This is a genomic window from Coprococcus eutactus (genome assembly GCF_025149915.1).
GTDB classification, from domain to species: Bacteria; Bacillota; Clostridia; order Lachnospirales; family Lachnospiraceae; genus Coprococcus; species Coprococcus eutactus.
On sequence record NZ_CP102278.1, the window covers coordinates 1,869,559 to 1,883,160 of the forward strand.

12 protein-coding genes and 1 CRISPR repeat array are annotated in these 13,602 nt (G+C 44.8%); all 12 genes read right to left on the bottom strand.

Going from position 1 to position 13,602, the window contains the following annotated elements; translation table 11 throughout:
• Positions 1-232 precede the first annotated feature (232 nt).
• The 12 genes from nadA to cas2 all read right to left on the bottom strand — a co-directional run bounded on the left by nadA (position 233) and on the right by cas2 (position 13,601).
• Positions 233-1,147, bottom strand: coding sequence for a quinolinate synthase NadA (gene nadA, locus NQ536_RS08070; protein WP_004853890.1), 915 nt, complete (start codon positions 1,145-1,147; stop codon positions 233-235).
• Between the two features lie 25 nt (positions 1,148-1,172).
• Entirely contained in the window at positions 1,173-1,697 is a 525-nt protein-coding gene (locus tag NQ536_RS08075) for a transcription repressor NadR (protein WP_022058290.1), read from the bottom strand.
• 1 nt (position 1,698) lies between these two features.
• Entirely contained in the window at positions 1,699-2,553 is an 855-nt protein-coding gene (gene nadC / locus NQ536_RS08080) for a carboxylating nicotinate-nucleotide diphosphorylase (RefSeq protein ID WP_004853885.1), read from the bottom strand.
• Positions 2,554-2,555: 2 nt separating this feature from the next.
• Positions 2,556-3,836 carry an L-aspartate oxidase gene (locus NQ536_RS08085; protein ID WP_004853883.1) on the bottom strand — a complete coding sequence of 427 codons (1,281 nt, stop codon included), beginning with the start codon at positions 3,834-3,836 and terminating at the stop codon, positions 2,556-2,558.
• A 344-nt stretch (positions 3,837-4,180) separates the two neighbouring features.
• A complete protein-coding gene (locus tag NQ536_RS08090; protein ID WP_004853882.1) occupies positions 4,181-4,963 on the bottom strand; it encodes an AlkZ-related protein in 783 nt (260 codons plus the stop codon).
• Positions 4,964-4,971: 8 nt separating this feature from the next.
• Entirely contained in the window at positions 4,972-5,382 is a 411-nt protein-coding gene (locus NQ536_RS08095) for a peptide deformylase (protein ID WP_004853880.1), read from the bottom strand.
• Between the two features lie 20 nt (positions 5,383-5,402).
• Positions 5,403-6,596, bottom strand: coding sequence for a class I SAM-dependent methyltransferase (locus NQ536_RS08100; protein WP_004853878.1), 1,194 nt, complete (start codon positions 6,594-6,596; stop codon positions 5,403-5,405).
• A gap of 66 nt (positions 6,597-6,662) precedes the next feature.
• Positions 6,663-7,112, bottom strand: coding sequence for a YaiI/YqxD family protein (locus tag NQ536_RS08105; RefSeq protein WP_004853876.1), 450 nt, complete (start codon positions 7,110-7,112; stop codon positions 6,663-6,665).
• A 26-nt stretch (positions 7,113-7,138) separates the two neighbouring features.
• Entirely contained in the window at positions 7,139-7,345 is a 207-nt protein-coding gene (locus NQ536_RS08110) for a YdbC family protein (RefSeq protein ID WP_004853874.1), read from the bottom strand.
• 140 nt (positions 7,346-7,485) lie between these two features.
• The gene (locus tag NQ536_RS08115; protein ID WP_004853872.1) at positions 7,486-7,749 is read right to left on the bottom strand and encodes an ADP-ribosylglycohydrolase family protein; all 264 of its coding nucleotides are present in this window, start codon (positions 7,747-7,749) and stop codon (positions 7,486-7,488) included.
• On the bottom strand, positions 7,742-8,128 hold the full coding sequence (locus NQ536_RS08120; protein WP_004853871.1) for an ADP-ribosylglycohydrolase family protein: 387 nt from the start codon (positions 8,126-8,128) through the stop codon (positions 7,742-7,744). The genes NQ536_RS08115 and NQ536_RS08120 overlap by 8 nt, the downstream gene beginning before the upstream one ends.
• A 145-nt stretch (positions 8,129-8,273) precedes the next feature.
• A CRISPR array of direct repeats spans positions 8,274-13,135; the repeat unit is 32 nt; unit sequence ATTTCAATCCACGCTCCGGCGAACGGAGCGAC.
• Positions 13,136-13,310: 175 nt separating this feature from the next.
• On the bottom strand, positions 13,311-13,601 hold the full coding sequence (cas2, locus tag NQ536_RS08125; protein WP_044998422.1) for a CRISPR-associated endonuclease Cas2: 291 nt from the start codon (positions 13,599-13,601) through the stop codon (positions 13,311-13,313).
• Between the last annotated feature and the right edge of the window lies 1 nt (position 13,602).

Sequence of the window (13,602 nt, forward strand, 5' to 3'; positions counted from 1 at the left end):
CCTATACTCCAGCCAGTCTGGCTGATCATAATTTACAAATAATATTATACACATTTACAACATTATAGCACAGGTAAAAAAAATACGGTCACTTAATGAACTAATAAGCAACCGTATTTTATATAATTAAGCAATAGTCGCTGTCGGGGTCCCAAGTATCACATGAAGCCTTGAAAGTAAAGGTTTATTACAAAACTTTGTTTATATACTGTTTCCCGGCATCCGCAAATCGTTATCCAAGCGCGATCATTCTGTTGATGCATCGGGAAGCTCCCTCCATCACCTCATCAGAAAGGACTATCTCTTCGCCACCTGTGCCCTTTAATACATTCAATATGTCAACCAGGGTAGTAAGTTTCATATTATGGCACATCAGTTTTGAAGAAATTGGATAGAACATTTTGTCAGGGCACTCATACTGAAGATGCTCCACAATACTGTGCTCTGTACCGATGATAAATTCTTTTTTCTCTGACTTTCTGGCATATGCCATGATTCCTGTGGTTGAACCTACATAATCAGCTTCTGCTACTACATCCGGTCTGCACTCAGGATGGACAAGAAGTTCCGCATGTGGATGTAGCTCTTTTGCCTTCAAAGCATCATCTAGGGTAACCGCAAGATGTCTAGGACATCCGCCGTTAAAAAATGCAAATTCCTTTTCCGGCATCTGCTTTTGAACATAGCTTCCAAGATTCGGATCTGGAATAAAAAGAATCTTGTCGTTATCAAGCTTGCTGCAGATCTGCACTGCTGATGAGGATGTCACACATACGTCACAGGCAGTTTTTAATTCAGATGTCGTATTTATATAGGCGACAACCGCATATCCCGGATACTTCTTCTTCATCTCATTCAGCGTTTCAAGGTTCATCTGCTCAGCCATCGGACATCCGGCCTCAGGGTTAGGCAGGTACACATTCTTATCAGGGGACAATATCTTACATGTCTCCGCCATAAAACGCACACCACACATTATTATATTTTTGCGGGAATCCTTGCTCGCCTCCACGCTAAGTCCATATGAATCTCCCATATAATCTGCAACTTCAAGAATCTCATGTCCCTGATAAGCATGTGCCAGTATGCAGAAATCTTTCTCTTTCTTCAGTCTGATTATCTCTTCCTGTATCTCTTTTATCGTCATTTTATTCTCTCCAAATCATTTTATGTTATTTCTCCCACTCCTGCCACGGAACAAGGAAGCCTGTCTCATCAAGTTTCTGCTCTATGTTGTCCAGGATCTCTTCACTTGGAGCCTCTATCAGATGGTAATGATATCCGTTCGTAGCATTTCCAAGCAGGGACGACTGGCTGTTTTCCAATTTTTTCATAAATTTTGCCACGTCGTATCTGGAAGCAATATTCATCTTTGCAGTAACACGATTGTACACCGTATGACTTATACTTACATTCTTTACAACACCGCCATAATCAACTATGATCGTGAGTTCTTCCTCAGTCCTGTCATAACCGTGTTTTACTTTAAACTCTCTCTGACATTTTGATTCATTCTTGTATATATAACCCCTGTTAGTTGCAATTATGCCATCATCAGCCGCCCTGATCACTGCAATATCCTGCACTATTATCTGTCTACTGACATCGAATTCTGACGCAAGCTTATTTGCCGGAACAGGGACATCTGAATTCTTCACAATGTCAAGTATCCTTTCTCTTCTCTCTTTTGCCTTCACTTTATTCCTCCGCATGAAGATTTTTCATCGATATATCCATTATAGGTGAGCTGTGTGTAAGCGCACCGCTTGATATATAATCCACTCCCAATGATATCAGTCTCTCTATGTTCTCTTTTGTAACATTGCCTGAACATTCTGTCTCCGCACGTCCATCGATCAAATCGATCGCAGCCCTCATCTGATCCGTTGTCATATTGTCAAGCATAATGATATCGGCTCCCGCTTCAACAGCCTCTTTTACCTGATCCAGTGTCTCAACTTCAACCTCTATCTTGCGGACAAATGGTGCATACTCCTTTGCCATTCTCACTGCATTGGTTATACTTCCCGCAGCGCCTATATGATTATCCTTAAGCAATACTCCATCCGACAAATTGTATCTATGATTGCTGCCTCCGCCGACTCTGACTGCATACTTCTCAAATATACGGCAATTAGGCGTAGTCTTTCTGGTATCCAGCAGAGTAGTCTTGCTTCCTTTAAGAAGTTCTGCAACCTCATGGGTATACGTAGCTATACCACTCATACGCTGCAGGTAATTAAGCGCAACCCTCTCGCCAGAGAGAAGAACCCTGATATCACCAGTCACAATTCCCATAAGCTGTCCAGCCTTCACCTCATCGCCATCTTTGCAGAAGAACTCAACCTCAGTGCTGTCATCTAAGAGTGTAAATACTCTTGCATATACATCAAGTCCTGCAATGATTCCATCCTGCTTGCATATCAGGTCTACTTTTCCTTTCTGTGCCTTTGGCATCACCGCATTTGTGGATACATCCTCACTTGTGATATCCTCCTGTAAAGCCATCATTATAAGCTTGTCCGCATTCAATTTCATTGTTATCTGATTCATTCTCAGCCTCTTCTTTCCGTTTCTGTCAAAACTATATTCTTATATTCTCTAAACAAACCATCTATATCTTCATATTCAGACAGATCTATGTTGTCTTCTCCACAGCCTCTGTGCTCTCTGCTGAACATGATATCATCTGACGCCCTCTGTGCAAATACAAGCGACTCAAGTAACGAATTGCTTGCCAGTCTGTTTCTGCCATGCACTCCATTACATCCGGCTTCTCCTACCGCGTACAATCCTTCCATGGATGTCCTTCCGGCGAGATCTGCCTTCACTCCGCCCATGTGGTAATGCTGAGCCGGCACAACCGGTATTGGTTCAACAAGCACATCATACCCCTCATCCTTGCACTGCCTGTATATATGTGGAAAATGCTGCAGGATCACATCTCTTCCAAGCGGTCTCAGATCTTCCCATACATGCTCCGTTCCATCTAGCTCCATCTGTTTCCATATTGCATGGCTGACTACATCACGAGGCTGCAGTTCATCTGTAAACCTTTCGCCCGCCTTGTTTAGAAGCCATGCGCCTTCGCCTCTCACAGATTCAGATATCAGAAACCTTCTTCCTTTATTCCGGCTAAACAGTGTCGTCGGGTGGATCTGCACATAATTCAGATTCTCTACCTCTACACCATGTTTTAAGGCAATTGCTATGGCATCACCTGTTATATGGGCAAAATTCGTTGAGTTTTTATATATGCCTCCGATTCCACCACACGCCAATACAACGTTGTTGGATCTAAGTATGCTTATATTCTTCGCTTCATCAGCTATAACCACGCCACCACAGGCATTGTCATTGCAGACGATGTCGAGCATAGTCGTATACTCATATATCTCGATATTGGATTTCTTCTTTGCACACTCCAGCAAAGTGGATGTAATCTCTTTGCCGGTAATGTCCTCGTGGAACAATATTCTTGGCTGGCTATGAGCTCCCTCCTTGGTGAAGGCAAGCTTTCCGCTCTCATCTCTCTCAAATCTGACTCCAAGCCTTATCAATTCTCTGATAACAAGATTCGATGATCTGATCATCAGATCGACTGTCTTTTTATTGTTCTCATAATGACCGGCTCTCATGGTGTCTTCAAAATAATCTTCGTAATCTTCCTCACCCCGCAGCATACATATGCCGCCCTGGGCCAAAAAAGAGTCGGACTCATCAGCCCGCTTTTTTGTGATAATACAGACTTTTTTTGTCTCTGGAAAATTTAACGCACAGAATAAACCTGCAGCGCCAGTTCCAACGATAATAACATCATATACAGTGTTCATCATTTCTCCTCTTCAAGTAGGCATCATATTATTCTTTATAACCTGACTTGCATATAAACATAACATATGTAAACTCATATGTAAAGATATATGTAATGTTATGTGTAAACTTTTGATGTAAAGTTTTGAATTAGAGTTTTGAATTAATGTAAGTGCATGTAAACCTTAAGTCCATATAAATTTTATATAAAAGAATAAATATTTCATATAGAGTGACTACTATAGGAGTAATTGCTATGTCATCCAATTTATTTCATAAAAAACTGCACCAACATGACTATTTTCAATCGTATTGATGCAGTTTCCATACATATAAATATTTTCGTCATCTTGTCTGTATATCGTATCTACTTTAAGACTTTTTTTATCTGTTTCTCTGTGGCAATCGGGTAGATATCATCCATATGCTTCACTATCCTCTCCCACGATTCCTCAGGGCTCTCACCATATGCGGACGTCACATGATCATATCCCCACAGCTTTTCCGGCATGGAATACACAGCCACATTCCAGCCGTATTCCGCTCCCTTTTTGTTCACCCGCTTTCTAAAATCGCATGCACACAGATAGGTCTGCATCTGAAGCTGTGTCATCGTACCCTCAAAGCCCTTCTCGCCGTCCTTGCCAAATCCGGCAAGCTTCTTGATATCAAATGATAACAGCTCTGTATCATACAGGCTCTCCGGTTTTTCTGCTGCAAATTCCGCATCGCTTTCCTCATCTATCCGGTCATCCATGAACAGATCCATGATCTTCTTCTGTCTGAATGATGCAAGCTCATCATCCCATCTGGCATCGAAATCATATCCTGATCTTCTGTAATTTGCAAAATACGGGAACCATTTCTTTGAGATAAATCCCGCCTTATTGTGGAAAAATTTGCCATATGCGATATCGCCTCTTCTGGCTATGATCTCACGCCATACCCAAGGATCCATCTGTGCATCCTCACTCCACCAGTACTTCTCCGTGGTTCGCTCCTCCACTGAAAATCCAGGTATCTCATTGCGGAAAAGAGGCAGAAATCCCACTTCCTCTATATATCCGATAAGCTCATCCACCGTGTGCAGGCACTCCGGATCATCCTCCGAAACTCCATACATGATCCATGTTCCGTCTTTTGATTCCATAAACTCTCCTAAATTATTCGCCCCTCAAGGTGATCCATCTCATGGAGCACTATCTGGGCTATATATCCGTTGAACTTCATACGCTTTTTTGCAAATGATGCATCCTGAAACTCTACCTCTATGTCTCTATACCTTGTCACCTTTCTCGTGCCGTCCAGAGACAGACATCCCTCCTCTGTCTCGTAAGCCCCCGACTTTGACAGAAGAACCGGATTCAGCATGACAACATTGGCAAATCCCATGCTGACGATGATTATCCTCTTCTTATACCCGATCATGTTGCCCGCCATTCCGACGCACCTCGCCTGATTTGCCGCTAATGTGTCCTGCATATCTGCAATGATACCCGCATCCATAGGAGTCATCGGAGATGACTTCTGGCTGAGAAACATCTGGTCTCTTACTATCTGTTTTACCATGGTCTATTACCTTTCCTTATCTACTCACCATTCTTCACGTACAGGAATATTTTTGACTTGAGAAGCCTCTTCGGTGTTGCCGAGATCTCGCATATCTCCTCATATATACGGTTGCACACGATAAAATACGCTGCCATCGCCGTCAGCACATTCTTCTGATTTGCCCGCTGGAAATTATACATTCCAGTCTTCTCGTTCCTGTCACTTCTGGCATGTTTTACCAGATTATAGTCATTCCACCAATCTGCGATACGGTCACCCACAAACGCACTGAACGGCTTCAGCTCAATATCCTCAAAAGTATCTATCGTCCTCACCGCATCCAGCCGGATATCCGGGAATTTTCTAAGCACAGGAGTGAGCCTGTCATGTATGCTGTACTTCTTCCTGTAATCATCCTCCTCGACTATCTTGCAATATATCTCTATCAGAGAGTCTATATTGCTGCAGATATTCAGGAACATATTTATGTATCTGCTTGAAAATGTCGAGAAGTTGCTCTTGTGGATATCCACATACTCAGAACTGATCCGGACGTCCTTCTCAATGATCTGGTATTGCTTCCAGAAAATATTCAGGAACTCCTTCTCAGTTATGACAACTCTGGTCTTCTTTACCAGAACATTTACCCACAAATGCCCCTGACCTGTCCTGTCAGGTCTCACATCCTGACTCGTCCATACATCCTCAAGGGCCGCGCCAGAAACCGAATACACCATATCACAAACCTTTGTCTCAGTATAATTGGCAAATGTTCTTCCATCATCCCGCGTCTGCTCACCTTTTCCATACTTCCACGAAGCATAAAATACACCGCCAACCTTAAGCGCTTTCATAACCTTCGCAAAGATCCTGATCATATCACCCTTGTCAACATGGAGCATCGAGGCACACGCCCACACCGCATCAAATTCATTTTCGCAGTTTATATCCTCAATACGCATATTCAGAGCAGGTCTTCCCGTGAGCTCATATGTCTTCTTACACATTGTTTCAGACGCATCCAGAGATACGACATCATATCCCTTGTCCAGAAAATATTTGCTGTCGCGGCCACTGCCGCAGCCAAGATCAAGAATCCTGCTGCCTGGCTTTAGATGTTCCTCAAAGCGCTTGTAAATGTCCGACATGTCTGCATTTCTGGTTATCTCGGAATACCTGTCAGCATGTGTGTTGTAGTATTCTATTGTTCTGTTTGTATTTTTATCATCCATTAAAATCTGACCTCTTCCGGTTCATGTGTAGTAAGGGTGCGAATCCCCCTCCACTTTCATATGTATCTACAAATTATTTGCCTTTCGCAGCAGCTTCTCAAAAGACTCCGCAAATCTCTGGTCATCCTCGTCTGTCCTCTTCCTCGGCCCTTTGATATGATTCCTGCTCGATGCCCTTCTCGCTTTCTTGTTCAGATGCCTCTCCATAAGCATCTGATCGATATTCTCATTTGTATACCATTTACCCGATTGGTGTATCGCAAATGCACCTTTTCCCAGTGCCATCGCAGCCACGCCATAATCCTGAGTTACAACTATATCGCCTCTATGGCAAATGCTTATCAGCTTGTAATCCACCGCATCCGCTCCAGCACCGACTACTACAACCTCACTGTAATCAGATGTGAGGACATGGTTCGTATCGCATAGAAGCGTTACCGGGATGTTATATTTTGTTGCTATGTCTTCAACTATATCAACCACCGGACACGCGTCAGCATCAACAAATATCTTCATTGACCTAGTCCTTTCTCGTGCTGTCTCTACAGCAACGACTTTAATTTAGACGCCTCCTCTTCTGTAAGTGTCACACCCTTACCCATCTTCTCATGCTCCGGTGCCCACTCTCTGATATCATACTTCGGTGTGCCACCGTTCCACGATATCTTATTAAGTTCCTTAGTCCATCCCTTTGCACTTTCCGAGATTACTCCTATGTGCTCCACTATTTCGTATTTAAAATCTGCCATTTTCTATGTATCTCCTTTATCCTTTAAAGATAAAGCCCGTCACAACTCTTTGTTTGATGTGATGGGCCGTTGTTAATCATTATATCTGTTTTTATGAGGTTTTTCAATGATGCTATATCCTCAGAGACGTGGGATTGCAATTATTGGAGCAAAGAAAATAATTCTTGATCTATCATGTCCATTGACTTCATCTTTGACAACCACTCATCTGGTATACCTTCAAGTCCATACATGATTCCCGCAAGTCCCCCGGCTACCGCTGCGGTCGTATCCATATCGCTACCCAGATTCACAGCCTTGAGCACACAATCCCTGTAGTTATCCGTCGTAAGCAGGCACCACATAGTCGCCACAAACGTATCAACAACGTACCCCGAAGATCCTACGGATAAACTGTTAACCATATTCTCTATTCCAATAGCTGCCGATAGCTTTGAACCTTCCGGTACATGTTCCATTATTGCCTCTGCAAGCGGCACACCATTTACAAGAATATGCTCCTTCTTTTAGCCATCTGCGGAATCTATCTCTGATGTCGTCCACATCAACTCTGCCACACGCTTTGATACTGGCGCAAGTGGCAAGCGCCATACTGGTATCATCCGACCAGGTTCCCTCCGGCTGATTGTGCGTACCATAGCCTATCATATCTGTACACTCAAATGCGCCCCTGAATTTAAATTCATACGGAACTCCCAACGCATCGCCTACGGCAAGACCGTAGATGGCGGATTTTAAAGTATTTGTATTATCACGCCCACTTAAATCCTCCCTGTTTATCAATGATTTACTTGTCCAGCGGTCTTGTAAATTTGCACTTTAGATATGCACTACATCGCCTGTAATTCTCGGTGTCATGTGCACGTTGAACATACTTATTCATATTTTGTTAATATCTGGTTCATTTGCACCTGGCACCTCGTTTGTAAACGCAATCCACGCTCCGGCAAACGGAGCGACAGAAGACCAGCATCAAGCCACGGAAGTACATCCAATTTCAATCAACGCTCTGACAAACGGAGCAACTGCAATAAAGAACTTGCAGATGACCTTATCGACAAATTTCAATCCACGCTCCGGCGAACGGAGCGACGATCAAGCTTATGACTTATGAGAGAGACACAGAATTTCAATCCACGCTCCGGCGAACGGAGCGACACCAACCATTCCTGCCATCTGTGCAGCAATCTGATGATTTCAATCCACGCTCCGGCGAACGGAGCGACATTGTATGACGTGCTTATTAAGATAAGACCAAACATTTCAATCCACGCTCCGGCGAACGGAGCGACCTGCACAAACCGAGAGCCACGGAGCAAGAACGCAATTTCAATCCACGCTCCGGCGAACGGAGCGACAGCGTGGACTTACACTAAAGACGGTAAGAATACAGATTTCAATCCACGCTCCGGCGAACGGGGCGACCAGCATCCCATGTGTTAAGAAATCCAGTTATTGAAATTTCAATCCACGCTCCGGCGAACGGAGCGACGACTTTTATGCTTTTTCGTGGGTTTATGCTAATATTTCAATCCACGCTCCGGCGAACGGAGCAACGATATTTACCATTACAACAAACAGGATCTTCTAAAATTTCAATCCACGCTCCGGCGAACGGAGCGACTCGTTATAGTTTCAGTGTCAGAACGTTTAGGAAAATTTCAATCCACGCTCCGGCGAACGGAGCGACGTGCAGAGTAAAGCTATTTTTGGTGACTGTTATGTATTTCAATCCACGCTCCGGCGAACGGAGCGACCATACACAATCTTGGATGGAGCTGGTGTGACATGGGTATTTCAATCCACGCTCCGGCGAACGGAGCGACACAACATCCATTAAACAATTCTCAAGTGCATCTTATTTCAATCCACGCTCCGGCGAACGGAGCGACTAGCTGTGCCATAGTTCTGTGATGCCGCATTAGCATTTCAATCCACGCTCCGGCGAACGGAGCGACATCATGCCGGTGATAATCTCTATAGATATGAATATTTCAATCCACGCTCCGGCGAACAGAGCGACTGGAAATACTCATCAGCCGTGTACCCGGCCTCAGCATTTCAATCCACGCTCCGGCGAACGGAGCGACCGTCTTCCGTCGTCTTAACTGTTGGAATATTTGTATTTCAATCCACGCTCCGGCGAACGGAGCGACTATGCCTTGTATTTTATATTCTCATCCTCATCAAATTTCAATCCACGCTCCGGCGAACGGAGCGACTAACTCAAGAAAATCATAGCAGAAAAGGGGAAGAATTTCAATCCACGCTCCGGCGAACGGAGCGACTACATGTGATTTCTACTATCAGCGCATTGAAACATTTCAATCCACGCTCCGGCGAACGGAGCGACTGTGGTATACCATTTATTTCCTCCTACAAAAAAATTTCAATCCACGCTCCGGCGAACGGAGCGACGTGTCCACTTGGGCGGTTCATTCGCTTTGCCATATTTCAATCCACGCTCCGGCGAACGGAGCGACCTCCAGCTTATCAAAGAGTATAGAGAATTTAACATTTCAATCCACGCTCCGGCGAACGGAGCGACTTTAATAAATATGACGGTCTCCCGGTCTGGAACATTTCAATCCACGCTCCGGCGAACGGAGCGACTTATTCAGGCAGGTGAAAGCGGGCTTACAATTAAAATTTCAATCCACGCTCCGGCGAACGGAGCGACCCATAATCATGATCACAGTAATCAATTAAAGATATTTCAATCCACGCTCCGGCGAACGGAGCGACATTATGCAGGAAGTGCTTGACGGCACTAATGTGCGAAATTTCAATCCACGCTCCGGCGAACGGAGCGACCACATGAATATGGTCATTATTTCGATACTAAAGCAATTTCAATCCACGCTCCGGCGAACGGAGCGACGACGTACACAGATTACTATTATGCGGATGAATTTAAATTTCAATCCACGCTCCGGCGAACGGAGCGACTTCTTCCAGTTACGACCTTTTTCCTGAGTTGGAGATTTCAATCCACGCTCCGGCGAACGGAGCGACACGTTGATTTTCCGTTATTTCCCATTCCGTACAAATTTCAATCCACGCTCCGGCGAACGGAGCGACTGCCTGTATTGCCATTCTATAAGCACTTTCAAAAATTTCAATCCACGCTCCGGCGAACGGAGCGACCTTTTTGCTGTGCCCTAGTGTGGACAAGCACACAATTTCAATCCACGCTCCGGCGAACGGAGCGACACAAGTTTTATTTCATCCCTGAATAATTCCTCCATTTCAATCCACGCTCCGGCGAACGGAGCGACGATTAACGCCATCTGCTGTGCTGAAATCAATATTGGAATTTCAATCCACGCTCCGGCGAACGGAGCGACGCTAGAGAAGTATCAGCATCTCCTATTATAATTATTTCAATCCACGCTCCGGCGAACGGAGCGACAAAAATGTGTAAATTACCTTACAATGTATATCAGTATTTCAATCCACGCTCCGGCGAACGGAGCGACTGTATAATTCCGGATGATGTAAAAGCTCTGCTTTATTTCAATCCACGCTCCGGCGAACGGAGCGACATTCTTTATACAAAATATCAAGCTGTTCAATAAATTTCAATCCACGCTCCGGCGAACGGAGCGACCTACCCTTTTCGATATCTCCGCCCATCTTGATAGAATTTCAATCCACGCTCCGGCGAACGGAGCGACCGGGCGTACGCTGTGGCTCACACATACACAAATTTCAATCCACGCTCCGGCGAACGGAGCGACCATTTCTCGCCTCCTTCACCCTGCAGATGTGCTATTTCAATCCACGCTCCGGCGAACGGAGCGACAATTGTTACAAGCTCGGCCTTATTGTCCTTAAAATTTCAATCCACGCTCCGGCGAACGGAGCGACTTCTTGATCTTAAGCGCATTCTCATGCATCATCAGATTTCAATCCACGCTCCGGCGAACGGAGCGACTTAATTCTCCGTCCTTATTTTCATCTTTATCATGCAATTTCAATCCACGCTCCGGCGAACGGAGCGACTTTTTAAAATCTGTCAATATCCTTGATACTGTACATTTCAATCCACGCTCCGGCGAACGGAGCGACTCCAGAAGATGTACTATCACCATTACCACCAGACATTTCAATCCACGCTCCGGCGAACGGAGCGACAATTTCCTTTGTCAAACGGACTCTCTTCATCAATATTTCAATCCACGCTCCGGCGAACGGAGCGACTAGCATAATCCCACTTAAAAGTTCTAACATCTGACATTTCAATCCACGCTCCGGCGAACGGAGCGACGCATTTCTGCCTCACCTATGGTCATTCCCTCACGATTTCAATCCACGCTCCGGCGAACGGAGCGACAGGCTATCAATGCTGACACTGTAGCTGGTATGCAATTTCAATCCACGCTCCGGCGAACGGAGCGACAGCCAAACACCGTTATATTGTCCCCTAAATCGGGATTTCAATCCACGCTCCGGCGAACGGAGCGACGTAGGTGAGGGTGATGAAGGTATCACCCGGACTATTTCAATCCACGCTCCGGCGAACGGAGCGACGGATTCAATCTGTAAGTGGTTCGGTATCACATCATTTCAATCCACGCTCCGGCGAACGGAGCGACCAAAGGAACCCACTTTGGCATGGATTGTTTGAAAATTTCAATCCACGCTCCGGCGAACGGAGCGACAGGAATTTGTTAGGGTAAATGCTACAGATAACCTACAATTTCAATCCACGCTCCGGCGAACGGAGCGACCTTTGTCACAGTCAAAGCCAAGATCTTTAATGTATTTCAATCCACGCTCCGGCGAACGGAGCGACGTTGAAAGATATAGTCGATTACTATTTTGATGACATTTCAATCCACGCTCCGGCGAACGGAGCGACGGTCACAATGTTGAATGGACCTTATTATTCATTCATTTCAATCCACGCTCCGGCGAACGGAGCGACGCGGAATTAAATGACGCGATGGCGCAAGTGGGCATTTCAATCCACGCTCCGGCGAACGGAGCGACTTATTGCTCGGCCTGCTGCAAAAAACACACTGATATTTCAATCCACGCTCCGGCGAACGGAGCGACGATAATATCTCATGTTTTTATACCTCCTTAACAATATTTCAATCCACGCTCCGGCGAACGGAGCGACCCTCAGTTGCTTTGACAATACAAAAATCAAAAGATTTCAATCCACGCTCCGGCGAACGGAGCGACACATGCAGATGGGGCAAGACGCATATATGCAGAGCATTTCAATCCACGCTCCGGCGAACGGAGCGACATATCAGACAAAGCTAACCCGGTTTGAACTGCTAATTTCAATCCACGCTCCGGCGAACGGAGCGACGCAAAATCGGGTTATTTAGCAGTGCGCAATTATATTTCAATCCACGCTCCGGCGAACGGAGCGACGGTAAACACTCTATAAACCGTCCTTATTACATTCCAATTTCAATCCACGCTCCGGCGAACGGAGCGACGCAAGCTCTATATAAAAATGACACCGCTTACAATATTTCAATCCACGCTCCGGCGAACGGAGCGACTTATTAACACAATAAAGACTTCCAGTGATCTGACATTTCAATCCACGCTCCGGCGAACGGAGCGACACCTGCACTTGCACGCTTTTGCACTCTCACCTTATTTCAATCCACGCTCCGGCGAACGGAGCGACTATCATAACAAGTTGTAAGCCTTTTTAATCCATAATTTCAATCCACGCTCCGGCGAACGGAGCGACGTAAAATCCGGGGAGATCACAATTGATGAGCTTGGCATTTCAATCCACGCTCCGGCGAACGGAGCGACAGCAATTTTGCACAAAAAAATTTAAAAAACTATACAAAACCGCTTAATAATATTATTGCTTTTTACAATTAAATCTGTTTCTTATGCATATATAGATAGATACGCTTCTCAGCTGTATATTTTTCATGGTGCGAATGACCTTGTAATTCTATGTTCACTATCATTACGCACAACATCAAAAAATTAATGGCTGATCAACATCTATCCCCTTATCACATCCTATATGATCAACTTTAGTTTGATATTTACTTCCCAAATAATAAAACCTGAGACTGTCCACTGTATCATCAATTATTTCAGACAACAAGGCTTTCAATTTAACGCTCTGTGCTTGGTCCACTATACATTCGAAAACTGAATTCTGTACTCGTCGGCCATAATTTTCACATTGTTTTGCAACCTTTCTCAATCTATTTTTTCCTGCAGATGTTTCCGTATTAACATCATAGGTTATCAATAATAACATT

What these genes read in the sequence shown, in the direction of transcription:
- nadA (WP_004853890.1), bottom strand. Translation starts at nt 1,147, where the DNA reads ATGACGATAAAAGAGATACAGGAAGAGATAATCAGACTGAAGAAAGAG.
- NQ536_RS08115 (WP_004853872.1), bottom strand. Translation starts at nt 7,749, where the DNA reads ATGGTTAACAGTTTATCCGTAGGATCTTCGGGGTACGTTGTTGATACG.
- NQ536_RS08085 (WP_004853883.1), bottom strand. Translation starts at nt 3,836, where the DNA reads ATGATGAACACTGTATATGATGTTATTATCGTTGGAACTGGCGCTGCA.
- NQ536_RS08095 (WP_004853880.1), bottom strand. Translation starts at nt 5,382, where the DNA reads ATGGTAAAACAGATAGTAAGAGACCAGATGTTTCTCAGCCAGAAGTCA.
- NQ536_RS08100 (WP_004853878.1), bottom strand. Translation starts at nt 6,596, where the DNA reads ATGGATGATAAAAATACAAACAGAACAATAGAATACTACAACACACAT.
- NQ536_RS08105 (WP_004853876.1), bottom strand. Translation starts at nt 7,112, where the DNA reads ATGAAGATATTTGTTGATGCTGACGCGTGTCCGGTGGTTGATATAGTT.
- nadC (WP_004853885.1), bottom strand. Translation starts at nt 2,553, where the DNA reads ATGAATCAGATAACAATGAAATTGAATGCGGACAAGCTTATAATGATG.
- NQ536_RS08110 (WP_004853874.1), bottom strand. Translation starts at nt 7,345, where the DNA reads ATGGCAGATTTTAAATACGAAATAGTGGAGCACATAGGAGTAATCTCG.
- NQ536_RS08090 (WP_004853882.1), bottom strand. Translation starts at nt 4,963, where the DNA reads ATGGAATCAAAAGACGGAACATGGATCATGTATGGAGTTTCGGAGGAT.
- cas2 (WP_044998422.1), bottom strand. Translation starts at nt 13,601, where the DNA reads ATGTTATTATTGATAACCTATGATGTTAATACGGAAACATCTGCAGGA.